Below are 21,787 nucleotides of genomic sequence, written 5' to 3'. Positions count from 1 at the left end.
AATGAAACTACTGAGAACCTTTTTTGACAAGCAAAAGCCTCACTTTGAAAAAGGAGGTAAGTGGGAAAAGTTTTATTATATTTTCGAGGCCCATGAGACGCTTCTATTTACGCCAAAGAGCACGACTAATGAAACCGGCACGCAGATAAAGGATGCTATTGACATGAAAAGGATGATGATGACAGTAATTATCTCCATGATCCCATGTCTTATCTTCGGAATATTCAATGTAGGTTACCAGCACTTTATCGCTCAAGGACAAGAAGTCAGTTTTCTGAGCTTAGACACACTGGTGGTTGGTGCCATAAAGGTACTGCCTGTGGTGGTGGTTTCATATGCGACAGGCTTAAGCATCGAATTCATTTTTGCTACCATTAGAAGGCACCCTGTGAATGAAGGATTTCTGGTTACGGGTATGCTTATTCCTTTGGTGATGCCACCTACTGTGCCGCTCTGGCAGGTAGCGTTGGCCACAGCATTTGCCGTTGTTATCGGCAAGGAGGCTTTTGGAGGTACTGGTATGAATATTCTTAATGTGGCCCTTACAGCAAGGGCATTTTTATACTTTGCCTACCCAACCGATATGTCCGGCGATGTGTGGACCTATGTAGGTGATGCACAATTGGTGGATGGATATTCCGGTGCCACTGCACTGGCTATTGCTGCGGAGGCTTCCACAGCAGAATCCCCTGTGGTAGCTGCCCTGGGAAATAGTTGGTATAGCGGACTTTTTGATTTTGGAAATCTGATCTGGGGTCAGATCCCAGGCTCTATTGGTGAAACTTCTGTGATCATGTCCCTGATCGGTGGGGCGATTTTAATATTAACCGGCGTTGGTAGCTGGAAAATCATTGTTTCTGTATTTGGAGGGGCCTATGCAATGGGATTGCTCTTTAATGTCATAGGCGCCAATACGTATATGCTCATGCCGGCAGAATATCATCTGGTAATAGGTGGCCTGGCTTTTGGGGCTGTATTTATGGCAACCGATCCGGTAACAGCGACTCAAACTGAAACAGGAAAATGGATCTATGGATTTTTAATCGGTGTTATTACGGTGATTATCAGAGTGGTTAACCCGGCCTATCCCGAAGGTATTATGATGGCCATATTGTTAATGAATGTATTTGCTCCGTTAATTGATTATTATATAGTACAAGCTAACAAAAAAAGGAGGTTACAACGTGCAACAGTCTAATTTATATATCCTTATATTCTCAGTGGCGTTGACCGTCGTGCTGGGAGGTTTGCTCTCTATTGCTGCAGTGGGTCTGAAACCATTGCAGACAAAAGCTGTTGAATTGGATACTAAAAAACAAATTCTCAGTTCCGTGATGGAAATAACTCCTGAGATGGATGTGATCGGCACATTCAATACCAGGACCAAATCAGTGGCCGTCAACGTGGAAGGCGAGCTGGTTGAAAAAGATGATGAAGGAGCCACTATCGTTCCTGAAAAAATCAACATCGAAAAAGAGTCCAAAAAGGATTCTGAAAATAAGGTATTGCCTGTATACCTGTATATGAACGAAAAAGACACTACAAAAGTAGAAGCCTACATCTTTGCCATGTTTGGAACTGGCCTGTGGGATAAGATTTGGGGCTATGTGGCAGTAGCTCCCGATTTAACAACCATCAAAGGTATATCTATGGATCATAAAGCCGAAACACCGGGATTAGGAGCCAGAATTACCGACAAAGAAGTAAAAGATCGGTATAAGGGTAAACAATTATTTGATTCTAATGGTTATCTTGTTGGAATCGAAATGAAAAAAGGCGAACGAGGGGACTCCAGCTTATTTAATGAGCATGAGGTCGATGGAATGTCCGGTGCCACATTGACTGCCAATGGAGTCAATGAAATGATTTTGAAATATATTGGCTTTTACCAGGCATACATCGATAAGGTAAAAGCAGGAGAAACAGTGGCCCTCAATTAGTGAGGCGTCCGGTTAAACATCAGAATTCAAGTAATAAACGAAATTATAGTAACTATTATGAGTACTGAAACAGTTGAACAGCAGGAAGTACAGGAAGTAGAAGTAAAAGAGATCGAGTCGTTACTTTCCAAAAGGCGTAGAAAGATTATGAGCGATCCGCTCAATGATGATAACCCAATCACCATTCAGGTGTTGGGTATATGCTCTGCCCTGGCAGTGACAGTTAAAATGATGCCAACGCTGGTGATGGCCCTGGCCGTGATTTTTGTGATTGTTTTTTCCAACTTAATTATATCCATTCTAAGAAATGTGATCCCCAACAGGGTAAGAATCATTGTACAACTGGCTGTGGTCGCGTCTCTGGTGATCCTGGTAGACCAGGTGCTAAGGGCTTATATGTATGATGTGGCCAAAGTAGTGGGGGTTTATGTAGGGTTGATAATTACTAATTGTATTATCATGGGCCGTCTTGAAGCATTTGCCATGGGTAACAAACCCTGGGACTCAGTTCTCGATGGATTGGGTAGTGGATTCGGCTACTCCTGGATAATTTTAGCTGTCGCGTTTTTCAGAGAGTTGTTTGGGTCAGGGTCCATATTTGACTTTAAGGTATTTGAAGCCATAGGTTGGACCAGTTATCAGGCAAACGGATTAATGGTGAGTCCTATAGGCGCTTTCATCATCCTGGGACTGATCATCTGGGTGCAGCGATATAAAAACGGTTACGTAGAACACTAAAATTAAACGATCATGTGGGAAAATTTAATTAATCTCGGTGTAAAATCGATTTTTGTAGAGAACATGGTATTCGCCTATTTTTTAGGGATGTGTTCTTATCTGGCTGTTTCCAAAAAAGTACCTACAGCCTTTGGACTGGGGCTGGCTGTAATCTTTGTACTTACCATCACTGTGCCTGTCAACTGGTTATTGCTGGAGTATATCTTAAAAGAAGGAGCCCTTACGTGGGTAAGTATGGATTTCGCAACGGTTGACCTGAGCTTTTTGCAGTTCATTATGTTTATAGCCATTATCGCTGCTATGGTGCAGTTAGTGGAAATGGTTATTGAAAAGTTTTCACCGGCCCTGTACGGTTCGTTGGGTATTTTTCTGCCCTTGATCGCAGTTAACTGTGCTATTCTGGGATCTTCCCTGTTTATGGTACAAAAAGAATTTACGCTGACCGAAGCTACCGTTTATGGATTTTCATCAGGTATCGGTTGGTTTTTGGCTATCATTGCTCTGGCGGCAATCAGGGAAAAAATAACCTATTCCAATGTACCTGCCCCCCTTAGAGGGTTGGGAATAACTATGATTATTACGGGCTTGATGGGCCTTGGTTTCTTATCATTCATAGGTATAAAAATTTGAAATAAACGATAAAAAATATGCCGGAAACCCTGACCCCTAAAGTCAGGGTTTTTTTTATCTTCTCCCGTATTAGCTAAGGCAGGCGCCAATAACGTGTTTAGTTTTCCAGCGGTGCTGGTCCATGAGATACAAGGCCAGTCATAAAGTTTAACACGTTTTAATCATTTTTTTATTAATATACGTTTAGACAGTTAAATTTAAACTTTTGCCCAATGAATCACCCTGTAAAACACCGACCTGAAAGAGTCACTTTCAGCAAGTTCCTTAAATATTTTTTCAAGGGACTTTTGGTCCTCGCTCCGATTACCATAACGTTATACATCATCATCTTTGCCCTGAATTGGCTGGATGGTTTGATACCAGCCGTCAATGTACCTGGATTGGGATTACTTATTGTCTTAGCCGGGATTACCTTAGTCGGTTATCTTACTTCCACCATTGTAATTAAGTCCATTTTTGAATATTTTGAACGTGGGGTGTTGAAAATACCCCTCATTAGCCTGATTTATTCTTCCCTCAAAGAATTAATGGGGGCCTTTGTGGGTGAACAGAAAAAGTTCAATAAACCTGTTGTCGTTTTTATGGACAGGGAAAATGGTATTCAAAGATTGGGCTTCATTACGCAGGACGACCTTTCCAACCTCGGCCTGCATGACATGGTATCGGTGTATTTGCCCCATTCCTATAACTTTTCAGGCAATTTTTATATCGTGCCTCAGTCAAATGTAAAACCGATCGATGTTTCCAGAACCCATTTTATGAAATTCATCGTGTCCGGAGGTGTTACTGCCATCCCGGAAGCAGCATTTGACCGAAAAAATTAGCATAGCAGACGCTGATTAATTATTTTAAAGGCGTGAATTTCAGTTAAGAAAAAAATGAGTATTTATCTTTTAAGGGGTGATATTACAAAAATAACAGTCGATGCTATTGTGAATGCTGCGAATACCAGTTTGCTGGGTGGTGGTGGGGTGGATGGAGCAATCCATCGGGCTGGTGGACCTGAGATTCTGGACGATTGCCGTAAGATCAGATCGCGGCAAGGTGGGTGCGCGGTGGGGGAAGCTGTCATTACCACCGCTGGTAAACTGCCCGCCACCTACGTGATTCATACCGTAGGGCCGGTTTGGCAGGGTGGTAGTAAGGGTGAAGAAGACCTCTTGTCCAACGCCTACCGCAATAGCCTGACCCTTGCCAGACAAAACAAGGTGAACACAATTGCTTTCCCTAACATCAGTACGGGAGTCTACCGCTTTCCAAAACAGAAAGCGGCAGAGATAGCGATATCTTCTGTGACCTCTTTTCTACGGGAAAACCCTTCCATGACCGTGAATTTTGTTTGTTACGACGCCGAGAATTTTGGCATTTATGAGGAGTTGTTAGCTGGAAAATAATGCTTATTTTTCACCCCAAACTACTATACTATGAAATCCAAGCAATACCCACCCCTTTTCCTGATTATTTTATCCATTTTTTCCTTTCTCACCATCTTTCCTGCCGTCGCACAAAATGAATATTTCTTTCCCGGCGAGTCAAATTTCGATGACCGCATCCCCAGCCCGGAACAATTCCTGGGATACCCTGTCGGATCACAACATACCATGCATGCCCATGTAGTCAGCTATTTTAAAGCACTTGCGGAGCTGTCCGGCAGGGTAACTTATCAGGAAATTGGAAAAACATACGAAAACCGGCCATTGGTAATACTAACTGTGACCTCACCTGAAAATCATGGACGACTGCAAAGTATTCGTGAAAACCACTTAAAACGGTGTGACCCCGGGCAAACAGGTTTATCCGTTGACGGGCAACCCATCATCCTGCACCTGGGATACAATGTTCACGGAAACGAACCCTCAGGTACTGAGGCGGCCATGTTAATGGCTTACTACCTGACTGCCGGACAAAGCGAGGAGGTGAGAAGATATCTGGATGAATCGGTCATTTTCATTGACCCCGTTTTAAATCCGGATGGCAGGGACCGGCATTCCTTGTGGGTGAATATGCACAAAGGAAGCCCCCTGGTGGCAGATCCCCTGGACCGGGAACACAACGAAGCCTGGCCCGGCGGCCGGACCAATCATTACTGGTTTGACCTGAACAGGGATTGGCTGCCACTGGTGCATTGGGAAAGCCAGGCGCGCATGAGGTTTTATCACGAATGGCTTCCTAATATTGTCACTGATTTTCATGAAATGGGAACCAATACCACCTACTTTTTTGAGCCCACCAAACCCTTTGGCTCTGAAAATCCCGTGGTTCCCAGAGAAAATTATGACCGGCTTAACAACTTACTGGCCGGATACTTCGCAGATGCCCTGGATAAGCTGGGCTCTCTGTATTTTACCAAAGAGGTTTTTGATAATTCCTATCCCGGTTATGGTTCTACCTATCCGGATTTACATGGTGGCGTAGGACTGGTTTTTGAGCAAGCCAGCTCCCGTGGCCATTTGCAGCAGAGCAGCACGGGTGACCTGTCTTTCGCTTTTACCATCCGAAACCATTTGGCAACAAGCTTGGCCACAGTAAAGGCAGGCGTTGAGCACAAAACCGATTTCCTGGACTTTCAGCAAAAGTTTTTCCGGTCGGCTATGGTTGAGGCGAGGCAGGACCCTGTAAAGGCCTATATTTTTGGAGATAAAAATGACCGGAGCAAAACCAAGGCCTTTTTAAATCTGCTTTTACAACACCAAATCAAATGTTACGAAGCAAAAAGTGACCGGAAGATTGGGGAAGATAATTTTGTGAGAGGACATGCCTTCATTGTTCCCACTGAGCAGCCGCAATACCGCCTCATCCGGTCAATGTTCGAAAAAGTGACAGACTTTCATGACAGCGTTTTTTACGATGCTTCGGCCTGGGCCTTGGTTTTTGCCTACGGTATGCCTCACCGGCCCCTTAGAACCAAAAACTTTAACCCTGGTCCTGAGGTAACATCTCAAAACCTTCCTAATCCTCAAAATACTGTGCAGTCCAGTGACTACGCCTATCTTATTGATTGGCAGGACTATTACGCACCCAAGATATTGAGCGGCTTGTTGGGCAACGGCATTATAGTCAAATCGGCTTTTAAACCATTCACCGCAAAATTAGCAGATGGAACAGCCAGCCAATTCGGATACGGCGCATTGATGATCCCGGTCTCTTTGCAAAAGAGCAGCCCGCAGGACCTGCACCAGTTGCTTGTGCGGCTTTCTGAAGAGACCGGAGTTGACGTGTCTGCGGTGCCAAGTGGTTTTAGTGTGCAGGGCGTGGATTTAGGAAGTAATAGTTTTCAGCCCCTGAAGCAGCCAAAGGTTTTAATGGTCGTAGGCAAAGGTGTTTCCAGCTATGAGGCCGGTGAGGTTTGGCACCTCATGGACCGCAAGGTAAACATGGCTGTTACAAAAATAGATATCACCGACTTTGCCCGTGCCAGGTTAAATGATTATAACCGCTTGGTATTGGTTTCAGGCAATTATGCTTTATTTGGGGATGATGACATCGAGCGGATAAAAGGGTGGCTGGAAGCCGGTGGTACGCTGATCACTATCCGTGACGCTACTTCATGGGTGATTAATAATAAAATTGTGGAGGAAAAATTAAAGAAAGTGGATAAGGAAGCCAATAACAACCGCTCATTTAATGAACCTGAGCGGTCTGATTATGTCACTGCCGGTTTGTACTATGGTTCCCAGGCTATTGGCGGTTCTATTTATCAGGCTGATCTGGACACTACCCACCCCCTGGGTTTTGGTTATAGCCGTCGCAGGTTATGGGTTTACCGCAATAGTAAAGTGATGCTTGAACCCAGCAAAAACCGGTTCAGCACTGTGATTCGCTATCATAGCAACCCTTTGATCAGCGGTTATGTTTCAGCCGCTAATCTGGCGCTTCTGAGTCATTCGGCTTCCCTCGTTGTCAGCAAGGTGGGTAGTGGCAGGGCCATCTTGTTTGCCGATAATCCCAATTTCAGAGGGACTTGGCTCGGTACTAATAAATTGTTTTTGAATGCGGTATTTTTGGGGGATCATATGACGGTGCCGTAAACATTTCACGCATAAACCGCCCATGTAAGCATGCCAAAACCCTTCAAAATATATCGCTCCTCCGCCGGCTCCGGCAAGACCTATACCCTGGCTAAGGACTACCTGAAGCTGGCCCTCAGAAACCCCACCTATTTCCGCCACATCCTTGCCGTCACCTTCACCAACAAAGCTACCCAGGAGATGAAAAGCCGTATCCTTAGCTACCTGCATGACTTTAGCCGGGGTAAACAGCACCCCATGTATCACGAATTAAAGGCCGACCTGCAACTGAACGAAACCCAATTTCAGGAGAGGTGCCAATCCGTGCTTTCCAATATTTTACATAACTACACTAACTTTTCCGTCAGCACCATCGATACATTTTTTCAACAAGTCATCCGCGCTTTTTCCAGGGAAATGGGGCTTTATGGCGGTTTTTCCCTGGAATTGGAACAGGACAAGGTGCTGAGGACAGTGGTGGACAAGCTAATGGAAGAGATCGGTGAGAATCAAACCCTTACCGAATGGCTGATCAGATTCTCGGAAGAAAAGGTAGATGAGGGAAAGTCATGGGATGTGAGGAATGATATCAGGATCCTGGGTTATGAAGTATTTACAGAGCGTTTTAAAACCATAGCACCCGGCCTGCTTCAGGCGTCAGATGCCCCGGATAAGCTGAAGGCAATCATTCAGGATGTCCGTCAGATTAAGGCTGTCTTTGAAAATTACATGAAGGGTATTGGGGAAAAAGGACTGGCATTAATGCGGAAGTATCAATTGGAAGTAGAAGATTTTGCGTACGGCAAAACAGGCGTGGCTAATTACTTTAACCGGCTGGTGACAGGCCATGATTACGAACCCAAAAACCGGGTGTTGCTGGCCCTGGATAATACAGAAGCCTGGTACAGCAAGACCTCCAAAAAGAAAACTATCATCGAGCAGGTGGTTGAAGCAGGTCTGATTAGCTGGCTGAACGAGGCGGTGGCCTATTATGACAAACAATATCAATTATATGAGTCAGCCAGGCAAGTGTTGAGGAATCTGTACACCTATGGCATCCTTTCAGATGTCACCAGAAAGCTCAGGGAATACAAAAGCGAAAATGACGTCATGCTCATTTCCGATGCCGCCCATTTTCTGAAAAAAATTATCGAAGACAACGACAGCCCTTTTATTTATGAAAAGACAGGCTCCTTTTATCATCACTTCCTGATTGATGAATTTCAGGATACATCAGGCTTTCAGTGGGAGAATTTTAAACCGTTGGTGGAAAACAGCCTGTCCCAGGGGTATGCCAATATGGTAGTAGGTGATATAAAACAATCGATTTATCGCTGGCGGGGCGGGGATTGGAAATTGCTGTTGGAAGGAATCAAACAGGACATACCCGCCGCCTATATTCAGGAGGATCGACTGGACCGGAATTTTCGTAGCAAACAGCATGTAGTGGCATTCAACAACCAACTCTTTTCCAAGGCATCGGTGCTCCTGAAAGATAATCTTTCGGAAGTCATCGGGGAAATTGAGGAAGACAGCCTGCGGTCTGCGCTTCTTCCCGAGGCTGCTAAAATCGAAGCGGCCTATCAACAAGTGGCTCAACAACCAGCCAAAACCGGCAATAACCATGAGAAAGGTTACATAAATATCACTTTTTTGGAAGACGAGGTCGATGAAGAAGGCCAAAAAACCAGTTGGAAAGAGAAGGTAAACCAGAAAATGCCGGGGATCCTGGAAGACCTGCAGGACAGGGGTGTGCGACTTAAAGATGTTGCAGTACTGGTTCGTAATGCGAGAGACGGCAAAGCTATTGCTGACTTTATGTTAAATTTTCAGCAGTCCGGGCAGGCAAGGCAGGGATACCGCTACGATGTTGTTTCAAATGAAGCCCTTTTTCTGCGATCCGCACCTTCTATTCAGTTGTTGCTTAACATTTTTAAATTCCTGGTTAATCCTCACGACCACGTAGCCAGGGTTTCCGTGGCCTACGAATATCAGCGCTACGTGATTAATAATACAACGATTTCAAATGATGAACTCCTGTCGGCACCCAACGATGCGGCCCTGGACACATTTTTGCCGGAAGCTTTTCGCGGGCAAAGCAGCTCGCTGGGTAAGATCCCATTGTTTGAACTGGTGGAAAGGCTGATCGATATATTTGACCTCCATCGCCTGCCTGGTGAATTGGCCTATATCCAGGCCTTTCAGGATCAGATATTAAACTTTACGGGTGATGAAAAGGGTGATATCAGCTCATTTTTGGACTGGTGGGAGGACAATGCCTATAAACTGGCTATCCAGGTTTCGGACGAGATCGATGCGGTACAGATTTTGACCATTCATAAATCCAAAGGCCTGCAGTTTAAAGTAGTGATTGTTCCCTATTTAAACTGGGAGCTTGACCATGACACCAGAAAAAATAACATCCTCTGGAGCCGTACCGAGCAATCGCCCTTTGCCAATTTCGGGTATTTTCCACTCCGGTATACTGTCAACCTCAAAAACACTGTATTTAAGAAGGACTATTACGATGAAATGATTCTTACCTATATGGATAATCTGAATCTTCTGTACGTTGCTTTTACGAGAGCCGAAGATGGTCTGTTAGCCTTTGGAAACCGGCCGGCTAAAACCAGGGGCGGTAAAATCAATCATATCGCTGCTTTGGTGCACCGGTTACTGAGCGATTCTGATTTGACGGAACAGCACGACAACGCGGGGAACCTGGTTTTCACCTTAGGCGCGATGGCCGGGATAAGCCCTAGCCCCAGCGAGAAAGAAGACAGCCAGGCCCGAACCGTCACCCTCAGACAGTACCATACCAACAACTGGCAGGACAAACTCGCTATCAGGCAAAGGGCGGCCGTGTTTTTTACCGAAGCTTTTGAGGAAAGACGGTCAAAAATCAATTATGGATTGCTGGTGCATGAGTTGCTGGCCAGGATAAAACACAAAGACGATATGGAAAGGGCCCTGGACGAGCTCCAATCGGAGGGAGCCATTGGCAAAGACGAAAGGGCAATGCTCCATGCCAAAATTACAAAGTTGTTTCAAATGGCCATTGTCGATTCCTGGTTTTCTACCGGTTGGGATGTCAAAACAGAAGTGCCTATTTTACCTAAAACAGGAGAAATAAGCAGGCCCGACCGTGTTATGATCCGTGATGGGCAAGCTGTCATTGTTGATTTCAAAACCGGGGAGCAAAAAGAGAAAGACCGGCAGCAGATTATAGCATATGCAGATTTGCTGCAGGCCATGGGTTTTAATACAATCAGTGGATATTTATTATATATTGAAAAACAGGAAGTAGAGCAGGTAGTATAGTTTAACTAAACCGAATAGTATTGAAAGTCTTTTTACAAGAACTGGCAGAGAAAGTGTACCTGGATCATGGCCATGACCTCGAAGGGGTAACAATTGTATTTCCTAACCGCCGGGCCGGGCTGTTCTTCCGTAAATACCTGGCTGAAAACCTGGAAAAACCTGTCTGGTCCCCAGCTATCATGAGCCTGGAGGATTTTGTAAAGCCTTTGTCAGCTATTCAACATTTGGATAAACTTTCGCTGGTATTTAAGCTTTATAGCATATACAAAAAAATCAGCCCCCGAAAAGAGGAATTCGATCGCTTTTTTTATTGGGGAGAAATGTTGTTGAAGGATTTCGATGACATCGATAAATACCTGGTTAATGCAAAAAACCTTTATGTCAACCTGAGCAGGCTGAAGGAACTGGACCAGGGGTTTGATTATCTGACTGTGGAACAAAAAAAGATTATCCGGGAATTCTGGCATAATTTCGATGACCGGCCTTCTGAAGAGAAGGAAAATTTTCTCAGGATATGGGAAATTCTATTTGATCTCTATGATCAGTTTACCAGGCAACTAAAAGACGAAAGCGTGGGATACATGGGTATGATTTATCGCGATGTAGTCGATAAAATCAGTGAAAACGCGCTAAAAACTAACCATAACAAAGTTATATTTGCCGGGTTTAATGCCCTGACCAAATCGGAGGAAAAGATAATTTCCTGGTTTTTGGAAGAAGGCAAAGCCGAGGTATACTGGGATGTTGATGCTTATTATGTGAATGATGAAAATCAGGAAGCAGGTATGTTTTTCAGGGAGTATGGCAAGAAATCCGTTTTTGCAAAAAGCTTTCCCCACCCGTTACCTGACCACTTCAAGCAGCCGGAAAACAAAAACATCACCATCACCGGTGTATCTATGTCGGTGGGGCAGGCCAAGGTGTTGGGACAGCATTTAAGGGAGGCTTTTAATGACCCCAAACAATATGAAAACTCCGTTATCATTTTGCCGGAAGAGCACATGTTGTTTCCGGTGCTTCATTCTTTGCCGGAGGACATCACAAAGATAAACGTGACCATGGGTTTTCCTTTGAGAAACACCCCTTTGTACAGCTTGTTTGAGCATTTACTGGAGATGCAGATCAACCTCAGGCAAACATCATCCGGCGAAGTATACTTTCCCTACCGCCAGGTACTGGCCATTCTGAAACATCCCTATGTCAGGAATTTTGACCTGCCACTGGCAGAGCGAAACATAATTGATATCGAAAAAAACAATAAAATATTCATTGAGCTAACCACACTTGAATTTGACAGAGTATTGTATCCTTTGGTCTTCAAAACCCTTGAGAAAGGTAATGAGATCTTTACCTACCTTTTAGATATCCTGATGGTTATAAATTCGGAGCAACGAGAAAGTGACGGACACGCCCTGGAGCGGGAATATATTTATCAGTTTTTTACCCAACTTAAACGCCTGCAGGAAATTACCCGTGAGCAACGAATAGCGCTTGCCTTAAATGCTTTTTTGCGATTATTCAGGCAAATGGTTCAATCCCTGAGGCTTCCCTTTAGTGGTGAACCATTGCGCGGTTTGCAAATCATGGGAGTATTGGAAAGCCGCAACCTGGATTTTGAAAATGTTTTTATCCTCTCCATGAATGAGGGAGCCTTTCCGGCAGCGACCAATCAGCATTCCTTTATACCTTACAATTTGCGCAGGGCCTTTGAACTCCCCACTTACGATCATCTCGACGCCATTTACGCCTATTTGTTTTATCGCCTGCTGCAAAAAGCCAAAAATATTCACCTTTACTATAACACCCAAAGCAGCATTAACACAGGCGGTGAAATGAGCCGGTTTTTGCAACAACTATTATTCGAAACAGATTTCAAAATCAAAAATTATGTACTCAACAACGGTGTAAAGCTGCCTGTACCTGAAGCCATCACCATCACTAAGTCCGACACAGTGGAAAGGGAGTTACGCAGATTTATGACAAGTCAACCGGAGTTTTCACATAGGCTTACCCCCTCGGCTGTTAACACCTATCTGGATTGCCGGCTAAAGTTTTATTTGCGCCACATCGCCCGGATCAGGGAACCTGAAAAGCTGGAAGACGAGGTAGACCCTAAGGTATTCGGTAACCTTCTGCATAATACTATGGAGTTTCTCTACAAAAGGTTTACAGAAACCCGTCACAAAACCTCCGTCACTACCGAGGATTTTGATTTCCTGAATACCGCACTGGAAGAAGCAATCGTCGCCGCTTTCCGTAAGCAATATCGAATACCGCGTCATAAAAAATTTAGCTTCGAGGGACGAAACATCCTGGCAAAGGCCATGGTGAGGAAATTTGCAGGAAAAATATTGGAAAACGACCGCCAATATGCCCCGTTTGAAATTATTGGCCTGGAGGCTGATGAGGAGGAAGGTTACCATACTGACCTGCCTGTTGTCATCCGTGGAAAACGGCATTTTATAGGATTGAAAGGCGTCATAGACCGCATTGACAACAAAGAAGGGGTGGTACGGGTGATCGACTACAAAACGGGCAGGGATGACAAGCGTATTGAAGATATTCCCAGCCTGTTTGACCGGCATCATGAGAAACGTAACAAGGCCGCCATGCAAACATTATTTTACAGCCTGTTGTTTACGGAGGCTCGACCAGGAAATAATCTTCCGGTAATGCCTGGCATCTTTAACAGCAAAGAGATGTTTGCCGATGAGTTTGACATCAGGCTGAAAGTAAAGGAACCCGGCAGTAAAAATAAGTATTTATCACTGAACGACGCCAGACCGGTTTTAGCGGCTTTTAGGCAGGGCCTTACCGGTATATTGGAAGAAATTTTTGATGTAGAAAACAATTTTGATCAAACCGAAGACCTGAAAGTTTGCGCTACATGCCCCTATACAGGCATTTGCCACCGATAAATCAGGTTTGACAGTACCACGGTCATAGTTTTTCCAGAAATTCCAGGCATTTGATTACGTCAATTATCTTCAAAATATAATATTTAAAATTAAAATAATTAAATTTTCTTGTCTAAACGAATTTATTTTTATTTCTTTGTCTTCCTGTAGTCAGGATATTTTTTCATCTATCTTTTATCAGCATTGAATGGGCTGGTAACTAAACTCATTTTAATTTTACATAAAATATGGCAGCTACAAATAAAGCTCCTTTATTTGATACAAACATAAGCAAGGATCAGTGCAAAGATACAGGTATGGCGATGGTGCTGATTTTGCTTTTGGTTGGCTATTTTTTGGAAAATACGTTATTTTATCATATAGCAATATTTGCGTTGTTGATAAATATGATTATTCCTAAAATCTACTATCCTGTGGCCATCCTATGGTTCGGCTTATCAAACATTCTGGGGGCGGTGATGTCAAAGGTCATTCTAACTATTGTGTTTTTTGTGGTGGTTGTTCCCATTGGTTTTCTGAGAAAGATAGCAGGAAAAGACCCCATGAAACTCAAACCGTGGAAAAAGGACGACCAATCGGTTATGAAGGTAAGGAACCATACTTTTACAGCCAAAGATCTTGAAAAACCTTATTAAATATTAATAGACATATGGAATTTCTAAAAGACTTATGGGGGTTCTTGAAAGAGAGAAAAAAGTTCTGGTTACTACCTTTGATAGTAATCCTTCTTTTGTTTGGTGTTTTGATTGTTTTTACGAGTGGTTCGGCCATAGCCCCCTTTATATATACATTGTTTTAACTGATATTTATTTATGCCAGAAGCAATATTAGGCATTTCAGCATATTATCATGATAGTGCTGCAGCTATTCTTGTGGATGGGGAAATCATTGCGGCTGCCCATGAGGAACGGTTTACCCGTAAAAAGCACGATCCCTCATTCCCGCTTAATGCCGCCAAATATGTGTTGGAAGAGGCAGGTATCGCCTATAATGATCTTACTGCTGTCGCATTTTATGATAAGCCTTACATTAAATTTGAGCGGCTGCTGGAAACCTACCATTCCTTTGTTCCAAAAGGTCTTGTGAGTTTTTTATCAGCCATGCCGGTATGGATCAAAGAAAAGCTTTTCATGAAGAAGATGCTCAACGAGGAACTTGCCAAACTTGGGGATGGAAAAGTCCATGTATTGTTTCCTGAGCATCACCTTTCCCATGCTGCCAGTGCATTCTATCCATCGCCTTATGAGGAGGCGGCAATCCTTACGCTGGATGGTGTGGGTGAATGGGCCACTACTACTATTGGCTACGGGAAGGGAAAGGATATTAAAATATTAAGGGAGTTGGATTTTCCCCATTCACTTGGGTTATTGTACTCAGCCTTTACCTATTACTGTGGCTTCAAGGTGAACAGCGGGGAGTATAAATTGATGGGACTGGCGCCTTATGGCAATCCCCAGGCGGAACAGACCAAGGATTTTAAGCGGAAAATCCTGGAAAACCTTGTAGATATAAAGGAAGACGGGTCTATCTTGCTTAACATGGAATACTATGATTTTGCCACAGGACTGAAGATGGCCAAAGATAAAAAATGGGAGCAAATTCTCGGAATTCCTATACGTAAACCCGAGTCGACCCTGACCCGGGAATATATGAATCTGGCCCTGGCTATCCAGATGATTACAGAGGAAGTAGTACTCAAGTTGTCTAATACGACCCAGGAGCTGACCAAAGCCAAAAACATTGTGCTGGCAGGGGGCGTAGCCCTGAATTGTGTCTCTAATGGCAAACTGCTGAAATCCGGAATTTTTGATGATATCTGGATACAGCCTGCTGCCGGTGATGCAGGCGGCGCACTGGGGGCTGCTTACGCGGCCTGGCATATCTGGATGGGAAAAGCAAGAAAAATAGTGACGGGTAAAGATGCGATGAAAGGCGCCTATTTAGGACCTGAATTTTCGGACAGTGACATTGAAAAGGTGGCCAGAAGGAATAACGCCAGGTTTCACTATATTGAAAGCGATGATCAATTGTATGATAATATATCCGATATCCTGGCCGAGGGCAACGTAGTAGGCTGGTTCCAGGGGCGAATGGAATATGGACCCCGGGCTTTGGGAAACAGAAGTATCATAGGAGATGCAAGAAATCCTGAGATGCAGAAAAAAATGAACCTGAAAATAAAATACCGCGAAGGCTTCAGGCCCTTTGCCCCGTCAGTGATAGAAGAGGAAATTCAGGAATATTTTGAACTGGACAGACAATCGCCCTACATGCTTCTGGTGGTTCCGGTGAACGAAGCCAGAAAAAATCCCGAACCAGAAGGCTACAATGACCTGGAAATGTATGAAAGGCTCTATCATCTGCGTTCGGATATTCCATCGATTACCCATATAGACTACTCAGCACGTGTTCAGAGTGTCAACCGGGAAGTTAACCCCAGATATTGGCATTTAATCAACAAATTCAAACAAAAGACTGGCTATGGACTCCTGGTAAACACCAGCTTTAACGTGCGTGGTGAACCTATCGTATGTAGCCCTGAAGATGGATATCGCTGCTTCATGCGCACTGAAATGGATTATCTGGTGTTGGGTAATTACTTGTTTGATAAAAAAGAACAGGAAAAAATCAAAGACGACACGAATTGGCAGGAAGAATTTGCGCTCGATTAAACGGCTTGTTTAGTGACTGTTACCAGTCGTCGTATAACCTAAAGTTATACAATGTCCCCTCTTAATTGATTGATCAGGTCAGCCGGTTTTCAATCCTGTTTTTATAAAAAAAGCCTTTCTTAGTGAAAGGCTTAATGGCAACTATGAGAATAAAAGTATGAGAAATAATTATTTAAAAACGTACCTGGTTTCCTGCTTGTTTTCATATGTAAAATCTTCCATTCCTCTATCTGCCAAGCAGGCAATATTAAAACACAAAAACGCGATGGTAATCTGTAAAATTTTTTTCATTAACCTATTATTTAAGAACTATCAGTCCGATCGACTTAGCAATAATTGCCATCCGTTTAGTACAAATTTTACATAAACCTGACTAAAAAGAAAGAGGGGCGCTGAAAATATATGATCTTTTAATTTATCTCCGGTTATTTTAGTAAAAACCCAATATTTAAGAAATTCTAAAAAAAATATTAGCATTCTAACAATACCGGAACCTGCCTTTTTTAAGGGCATAAAAAATCCTGTGCATGGTGAAGAAATAGTCATCAATGAATAATAACCTCCACTTTCTGATGAGTTATTTTACAATATTAAATATCTGATTATCAATTTTTTATAATCAATATTTTTCTACTTGCTGTCAAAAAAAATCACATTTGAAAAAAATATTGGCACGGTTTTTTTGTATGAGAGGCAAAAAAGAAACAAAAAAACTAAATCAAAATTAACCTTGAAGCAATGAAAAAGATATTATTTGCTACGGTCATATCCGCTATGTTATTTTTACCAAAATTACAGGCCCAGGAAATAAAATATGGGTTCAGCGCCGGCCTGAATGTCTCTGACTGGGCCGGTGATGCTGCTGCAACCATTGAGGACGTAGTATCACTCACCGAGGTGTTTGCCACCAGATCCAATACCGGATTTCATGTGGGTTCTTACCTGGAAATTCCTGTAGGCAACCGGCTTGTGATTGAGCCTGCTTTGTTATATTCCCGGAAAGGCATCAGGGTAGAGGGCAGGCTTCCGGAAAACCTGCCTGGTATATTTGACTTATTGAATGTCAATGCTACCGTAACCAACAGGGCCCATTATATTGACATGCCGTTGATGGCCAGATTTTATGTTGGTGAAGGGTTAAATCTTTTTGGTGGCCCACAGGTATCTTACCTTATCTCCAACAGGTTAAATGTTGAGGCTGGTACCCTCGGGTTTAATGTACTCAACGAGGTACTGGACATCGATGAAGGTTTTAGAAAATTTGACGTTGGTTTGACTGCCGGGCTTGGTTACCAATTTGCCAATGGACTGCATATCAATGCGAGCTACGATTTTGGTTTGACTTCGCTGGATGATCAAAACCGTTTTGACGTCCATAACCGGGTTGCCAAGGTATCGGTTGGTTACACTTTTTGATAAAAAAATAGTTATTGCGTTGTCGAGTTTTTGGAAAACCCTGTTCATTGGTCAGGGTTTTTCTTTCACCCTTTCATGGTTAATTTGACAGTGATACTCCCTAATCACTTGAATTTTGCCTGGTTAATGCATATATTGAATAATTGTTTAAGGTAAATAGGGAAGAAGTCGGTTATGGAGAATAAGGTGTTCAGGCAAAGGATGGAATGAAAGCTTGGCAAGGAGGCATTAAAATTCGCTCGAGGGTATATATTTCTTTCACCCCCGATTAATAAAAGGAAGTTTTATTGTAACAACGAAATCATTTTTAGAACGCCTTGGTAGTTTCGTAAAGATTTCAACCATCACAGGGAGATTAGTTAACCAGTTTATATCATGGGATTCATTGCAAACAAGTTACTGGAATCCGGGAATGCACCGGATAACAGAGAAACCGGGCTTTTCTGGCACAATCAGCCATTTGATCCCAACTTACCGGAATACATCTCATTATTGTATCCAAACTATGCCCTCGACAGTGTACTGGGCATAGGACCTTACTTTACCTACATATATGACTGCTATCGTGGAAGTTATCATTTTATCAGCAAAAACATCGACAAGGTTTTGGGCTATAGTGAGAAACAGCTAATGCAATTGGGCAGGGGGGAGGTTTATGATGCCATCCATCCCGAAGACCGTAAGCCGGTTATTAGTTTGGCTAAAAAGTCATGGAATTATATACGGAGTGTTAAGCCCGGTTTGAGAAAGAAATATAAGGTTAGCCTGGATTTCAGGGTACGAAAGCACAATCAGGAGTATGTCCGTATTCTGTTACAAAAAGGTATATTGAATCAGGATAAAATGGGTAATGTCGTGCACATGGTAGGTATTTGTACAGATATTTCTCACTGGCACAAAGGCAATGAGGTGACCTTAACCATTGCCGGAACTGAAGATGAACAAACATTTTTAAGTTACCGGGTTGACAAAACGGATGAACCTGTGACCTTAAGTGACCGGGAAAGACAGATCCTGGGTTTGATAGCCCGAGGATACAGCAGCAAATCCATCGCACGGGACTTGTCGATCAGTCCGCATACAGTCAACTCACACAGGAGAAATATGATGGATAAACTAGGGGTGCATAAAACCATCAATTTGGTTAATTACGCCCTTAATAAAGGATTGATATGATAGCTTGGGATTAGTCCTGTTGTTTTGTTATTGCAATTTAATTCGCATCAGGTACATATCTGCCGTTATGTACAAGTAGCTGCCGCCGGTATCGAAAGCGCAATTAGCTGTAGCCTGACCGGTTTTGATAGTACCCAGATGTTTTCCCATCGGATCAAAAAGCAAGACACCACCGGGCCCGGTAGCAAATACGTAGCCGTCGGCATTCACTTTTAACCCATCCGGCAACCCTTTAAGCTCTCCGACTTTGTCAGTGGCATCAAAAAATACCTTTCCGTTTTGCAATGTCCCGTCTTCTTTTATATCATAAACCATCCATATCGCTTTTTTGGGGTCTGAGTTAGCCACATAAAGCTTCTTGAAGTCGGGTGAAAAGGCAATACCATTGGGACGTGATAATTCATCGGTCAGCAAGGTTACTTCTCCTTCCGGGCTTACCTTGTATACACCCTGAAAGTTAATTTCCCTGGTAGGGTCATTGGCCTGCTGTGGTAATCCATAGGGAGGATCAGTAAAATACAAGTCCCCATTTTGATGATAAGCTGCGTCGTTGGGGCTGTTGAATTTCTTGTTTTGCCAGTTTCCGGCCAGGGTAGCAAAGTTGGATTCAGGCTCACCTAATGGTGCTTCCATCGAAGCCACACGCCGGTCGCCATGCTGACACAAAACCAGTTTACCGTCCGGACTCAACAACAGGCCATTAGAACCGGTCTCCCCACTTCTGGACTTTGAATCCGTATATCCCGAAGGCTTCAGATAGACCGCTTTTCCCTGACCTTCCTTCCACTTGTATACTGTATTTTCCGGCACGTCGGAAAAGATCAGCATTTTTTGTTCTTCCAGCCACAGGGGGCCTTCCGACCAGGTAAAACCTTCGGCAAGTATCTCTATTTCCGCATCCGGTGGAATCAACCTGTTGATTTCATCGTGTAGCCTTTCAACGGTACCGGTAGTAGGGTAGCTATCCGGTGTTTCAGTGTCTTTTTCTTCTTCCACAGTATCTTTTTGTTTTGGTGAACTACAGGCGGTGAATAAAACGAGCAGAGCAAAAATCAAGGTAGAATTGTCCATAAAAAAGTAGTTTTCTCGAGATGAAGATAGGCAGATTTGCGGGGAAATGAAAATGCTGAAAACACAAAATCAGACTGCAAGGTTACGATTTATAAGGAAAAGTATTGACCGAAATACAAAACAGGTCATGTTGATCACATGATGATGCATTGGCTGAATTCATTTTGCTCTTGCCGGTAATCTTATAATTTAGCGACTGAACCACATCCAAATCAATCAGGAAATCGCAGCAATACGTCGCCTCAAGCAAACGATTTCAATTAATAGCAATACCATGCCAATTATCCTAACCAGCACTTAATTTGGCTAATTTTAAAAAAACCATTACTATCCCACCACCCCAATTGTCCATTGTCCATTCCCAACACCGTCTGATGATCTTAAAAATTACTTTGCACTAGCCAGTCTTCTAAGGCAAAAGTACTGCAGATTATGTGCCCGCCCGGTTGAAGCGGTAAACCCCCATATGACCTCGGTTTTGCCATCAAATATTTCATTGATGAGGTCTTTTTGGCCTTTATAGACCACAGTACCATCCAGAAATACGGTGATCCTTTTTTTACTTGGGTCCCACCGGAACCTGAAGTTGTGCAGCCGGTTGTCTTCGAGGTTGAAATCACTGTCTTCGTTGTTCCAATGGCTTTGGTGACGGCTACTGCCATTTTCCAGGTACGCTACATGGTCAGAGGCCGGGTCATTCTGGTTTATATTTTGGTAGGTATCAAATTCCACAGCGATAGATGGGTAAATGGAATTACCGGGGTAGTTGGGGTTAAACCGTCCATATCCCATACATTCCCCCCAATTTCCAAAAGCGTTAAATCCTCTTTGATCATTGTGGATTACAAAAGTAATACCGTCGGCCCCCTCTTCCTTATCCCCCAAAAATATATCGAACTCTATTTCAAAATTTTCGGACAAATTAAGCTTGGTGTGACTATAGGCCAATCCCTCGCTATAGGCCACACTGGGTGTCAATTGAATGCAACCGTTTCCCATATCCCGGGAGGTGCCCAGCATTTTAAATTGCGCCACTGATACCAGATGGGTAAGGAGGGTGAGTGTGGCTGTTAAGGTCAGTTTGTACATGTTAATAAATAGGATTGAGAAACACCTGTTATGTATTTAAAGGAATTTGCGGGGGTTTTGTTTCATTTTGAACGGTGAATTTTTAATCTTTGGCCATAATATTAACCTCTTGTTAACATTACAGTCACCTTTTAAAACCTGATCATATCCATGAAGAATGTCCTGTCCTTTCTCCTTTTTTCAGTGATTAGTATCATTCACGCTTATGCGCAAAACAGTCCGGTGACCGCAGTGACTGGTGAACCGGCAGAAAGGTTTATGGCCATTACCATCGATGATCTTCCCGTTAATTCCATTGTCGGCGGATTAGCTCATCGTGAATATATCACCGATAATATCCTGCAGGCTTTAAAAAAACACAATGCTCCGGGTGTTGGTTTTGTGAATGAAATCAAACTTTACCGCAACGGTAAGCTGGTAGACGGAAAAGTAGCGCTTTTACAAAAATGGATTGACTATTTCAGACACCCTATTTGCATGCCGGCAATACCCAGGCAAAAAAGGATTCGTTGGCTAAACTCTTACAGGAAATAGGGTATCAGGTGGCTCCGGTAACCATCGATAACTCCGAATGGATTTTTGCCAGAGCCTATGAAAAGGCCTTTTTGAAAAAAGACTCAGTCCTGATGAAAAAGGTTGGGAAAGCCTACGTGGACTATATGGAAGAAAAAACTGTCTACTTTGGCCATCCCGGAAAATTTATAAGTTTCTGTTTTTCAGCGTCCTAACTTGTTGCTAACAAAAGAAAAAACCCCGAAATAGGCTGAAATAAGCTTTTTTCGGGGTTTTTATCTTGTTATATTGTAGTG

General features: G+C 43.3%; 19 protein-coding genes. 16 read left to right on the top strand and 3 right to left on the bottom strand.

The window, feature by feature from the left end; all coding sequences use genetic code 11:
- Position 1: 1 nt before the first annotated feature.
- From AC04NP_RS28590 to AC04NP_RS28535, 12 genes are all read left to right on the top strand, one after another.
- On the top strand, positions 2-1,198 hold the full coding sequence (locus AC04NP_RS28590; protein WP_482863508.1) for an NADH:ubiquinone reductase (Na(+)-transporting) subunit B: 1,197 nt from the start codon (positions 2-4) through the stop codon (positions 1,196-1,198).
- Entirely contained in the window at positions 1,185-1,940 is a 756-nt protein-coding gene (gene nqrC, locus AC04NP_RS28585; protein ID WP_482863507.1) for an NADH:ubiquinone reductase (Na(+)-transporting) subunit C, read from the top strand. The genes AC04NP_RS28590 and nqrC overlap by 14 nt, the downstream gene beginning before the upstream one ends.
- A 57-nt stretch (positions 1,941-1,997) precedes the next feature.
- Positions 1,998-2,678, top strand: coding sequence for an NADH:ubiquinone reductase (Na(+)-transporting) subunit D (locus AC04NP_RS28580; protein ID WP_482863506.1), 681 nt, complete (start codon positions 1,998-2,000; stop codon positions 2,676-2,678).
- Between the two features lie 12 nt (positions 2,679-2,690).
- Positions 2,691-3,308 (top strand): NADH:ubiquinone reductase (Na(+)-transporting) subunit E, encoded by a 618-nt coding sequence (gene nqrE, locus AC04NP_RS28575; protein WP_482863505.1) that lies wholly within the window; start codon positions 2,691-2,693, stop codon positions 3,306-3,308.
- A gap of 212 nt (positions 3,309-3,520) precedes the next feature.
- Positions 3,521-4,132 (top strand): DUF502 domain-containing protein, encoded by a 612-nt coding sequence (locus tag AC04NP_RS28570; protein ID WP_482863504.1) that lies wholly within the window; start codon positions 3,521-3,523, stop codon positions 4,130-4,132.
- A gap of 54 nt (positions 4,133-4,186) precedes the next feature.
- On the top strand, positions 4,187-4,702 hold the full coding sequence (locus tag AC04NP_RS28565; RefSeq protein WP_482863503.1) for an O-acetyl-ADP-ribose deacetylase: 516 nt from the start codon (positions 4,187-4,189) through the stop codon (positions 4,700-4,702).
- A gap of 30 nt (positions 4,703-4,732) precedes the next feature.
- Positions 4,733-7,336 carry a M14 metallopeptidase family protein gene (locus AC04NP_RS28560; protein ID WP_482863502.1) on the top strand — a complete coding sequence of 868 codons (2,604 nt, stop codon included), beginning with the start codon at positions 4,733-4,735 and terminating at the stop codon, positions 7,334-7,336.
- Between the two features lie 30 nt (positions 7,337-7,366).
- Positions 7,367-10,636: a UvrD-helicase domain-containing protein gene (locus AC04NP_RS28555; protein ID WP_482863501.1), complete on the top strand. Its 3,270-nt coding sequence runs from the start codon at positions 7,367-7,369 to the stop codon at positions 10,634-10,636.
- A 20-nt stretch (positions 10,637-10,656) separates the two neighbouring features.
- A complete protein-coding gene (locus tag AC04NP_RS28550) occupies positions 10,657-13,554 on the top strand; it encodes a PD-(D/E)XK nuclease family protein (RefSeq protein WP_482863500.1) in 2,898 nt (965 codons plus the stop codon).
- Positions 13,555-13,781: 227 nt separating this feature from the next.
- Positions 13,782-14,189, top strand: coding sequence for an SxtJ family membrane protein (locus AC04NP_RS28545; protein ID WP_482863499.1), 408 nt, complete (start codon positions 13,782-13,784; stop codon positions 14,187-14,189).
- Between the two features lie 14 nt (positions 14,190-14,203).
- Complete coding sequence (locus AC04NP_RS28540; RefSeq protein ID WP_482863498.1) at positions 14,204-14,353, top strand: DUF5989 family protein; 150 nt, start codon at positions 14,204-14,206, stop codon at positions 14,351-14,353.
- 13 nt (positions 14,354-14,366) lie between these two features.
- Complete coding sequence (locus AC04NP_RS28535; RefSeq protein ID WP_482863497.1) at positions 14,367-16,226, top strand: carbamoyltransferase family protein; 1,860 nt, start codon at positions 14,367-14,369, stop codon at positions 16,224-16,226.
- Positions 16,227-16,394: 168 nt separating this feature from the next.
- On the opposite strand, the gene AC04NP_RS28530 is transcribed toward AC04NP_RS28535, so the two are convergent.
- On the bottom strand, positions 16,395-16,517 hold the full coding sequence (locus tag AC04NP_RS28530; protein ID WP_482863496.1) for a hypothetical protein: 123 nt from the start codon (positions 16,515-16,517) through the stop codon (positions 16,395-16,397).
- Positions 16,518-16,964: 447 nt separating this feature from the next.
- Here AC04NP_RS28530 and AC04NP_RS28525 point away from each other — a divergent pair, with 447 nt between their 5' ends.
- Together AC04NP_RS28525 and AC04NP_RS28520 are read left to right on the top strand one after the other, a co-directional pair.
- On the top strand, positions 16,965-17,642 hold the full coding sequence (locus AC04NP_RS28525) for a porin family protein (protein WP_482863495.1): 678 nt from the start codon (positions 16,965-16,967) through the stop codon (positions 17,640-17,642).
- 375 nt (positions 17,643-18,017) lie between these two features.
- A complete protein-coding gene (locus AC04NP_RS28520; RefSeq protein WP_482863494.1) occupies positions 18,018-18,818 on the top strand; it encodes a LuxR C-terminal-related transcriptional regulator in 801 nt (266 codons plus the stop codon).
- A 27-nt stretch (positions 18,819-18,845) separates the two neighbouring features.
- Here the strand turns inward: AC04NP_RS28520 and AC04NP_RS28515 are convergent, their stop codons facing one another.
- Together AC04NP_RS28515 and AC04NP_RS28510 are read right to left on the bottom strand one after the other, a co-directional pair.
- Positions 18,846-19,889 carry an SMP-30/gluconolactonase/LRE family protein gene (locus tag AC04NP_RS28515; protein ID WP_482863493.1) on the bottom strand — a complete coding sequence of 348 codons (1,044 nt, stop codon included), beginning with the start codon at positions 19,887-19,889 and terminating at the stop codon, positions 18,846-18,848.
- A gap of 387 nt (positions 19,890-20,276) precedes the next feature.
- Entirely contained in the window at positions 20,277-20,978 is a 702-nt protein-coding gene (locus tag AC04NP_RS28510) for an L-type lectin-domain containing protein (RefSeq protein ID WP_482863492.1), read from the bottom strand.
- Positions 20,979-21,128: 150 nt separating this feature from the next.
- Here AC04NP_RS28510 and AC04NP_RS28505 point away from each other — a divergent pair, with 150 nt between their 5' ends.
- On the top strand, positions 21,129-21,512 hold the full coding sequence (locus AC04NP_RS28505) for a hypothetical protein (protein WP_482863491.1): 384 nt from the start codon (positions 21,129-21,131) through the stop codon (positions 21,510-21,512).
- Entirely contained in the window at positions 21,488-21,706 is a 219-nt protein-coding gene (locus tag AC04NP_RS28500; protein ID WP_482863490.1) for a hypothetical protein, read from the top strand. Before AC04NP_RS28505 ends, AC04NP_RS28500 begins: the two co-directional genes overlap by 25 nt.
- Positions 21,707-21,787: the final 81 nt, after the last annotated feature.

Source organism: Agaribacillus sp. DX54 (assembly GCF_056858335.1).
Note: the sequence above shows the minus strand (reverse complement) of the source record. Positions and strands in the feature narration are given on the sequence as shown.

What these genes read in the sequence shown, in the direction of transcription:
- AC04NP_RS28590 (WP_482863508.1), top strand. Translation starts at nt 2, where the DNA reads ATGAAACTACTGAGAACCTTTTTTGACAAGCAAAAGCCTCACTTTGAA.
- AC04NP_RS28580 (WP_482863506.1), top strand. Translation starts at nt 1,998, where the DNA reads ATGAGTACTGAAACAGTTGAACAGCAGGAAGTACAGGAAGTAGAAGTA.
- nqrE (WP_482863505.1), top strand. Translation starts at nt 2,691, where the DNA reads ATGTGGGAAAATTTAATTAATCTCGGTGTAAAATCGATTTTTGTAGAG.
- AC04NP_RS28570 (WP_482863504.1), top strand. Translation starts at nt 3,521, where the DNA reads ATGAATCACCCTGTAAAACACCGACCTGAAAGAGTCACTTTCAGCAAG.
- AC04NP_RS28565 (WP_482863503.1), top strand. Translation starts at nt 4,187, where the DNA reads ATGAGTATTTATCTTTTAAGGGGTGATATTACAAAAATAACAGTCGAT.
- AC04NP_RS28560 (WP_482863502.1), top strand. Translation starts at nt 4,733, where the DNA reads ATGAAATCCAAGCAATACCCACCCCTTTTCCTGATTATTTTATCCATT.
- AC04NP_RS28555 (WP_482863501.1), top strand. Translation starts at nt 7,367, where the DNA reads ATGCCAAAACCCTTCAAAATATATCGCTCCTCCGCCGGCTCCGGCAAG.
- AC04NP_RS28545 (WP_482863499.1), top strand. Translation starts at nt 13,782, where the DNA reads ATGGCAGCTACAAATAAAGCTCCTTTATTTGATACAAACATAAGCAAG.
- AC04NP_RS28540 (WP_482863498.1), top strand. Translation starts at nt 14,204, where the DNA reads ATGGAATTTCTAAAAGACTTATGGGGGTTCTTGAAAGAGAGAAAAAAG.
- AC04NP_RS28535 (WP_482863497.1), top strand. Translation starts at nt 14,367, where the DNA reads ATGCCAGAAGCAATATTAGGCATTTCAGCATATTATCATGATAGTGCT.
- AC04NP_RS28530 (WP_482863496.1), bottom strand. Translation starts at nt 16,517, where the DNA reads ATGAAAAAAATTTTACAGATTACCATCGCGTTTTTGTGTTTTAATATT.
- AC04NP_RS28525 (WP_482863495.1), top strand. Translation starts at nt 16,965, where the DNA reads ATGAAAAAGATATTATTTGCTACGGTCATATCCGCTATGTTATTTTTA.
- AC04NP_RS28520 (WP_482863494.1), top strand. Translation starts at nt 18,018, where the DNA reads ATGGGATTCATTGCAAACAAGTTACTGGAATCCGGGAATGCACCGGAT.
- AC04NP_RS28515 (WP_482863493.1), bottom strand. Translation starts at nt 19,889, where the DNA reads ATGGACAATTCTACCTTGATTTTTGCTCTGCTCGTTTTATTCACCGCC.
- AC04NP_RS28510 (WP_482863492.1), bottom strand. Translation starts at nt 20,978, where the DNA reads ATGTACAAACTGACCTTAACAGCCACACTCACCCTCCTTACCCATCTG.
- AC04NP_RS28505 (WP_482863491.1), top strand. Translation starts at nt 21,129, where the DNA reads ATGAAGAATGTCCTGTCCTTTCTCCTTTTTTCAGTGATTAGTATCATT.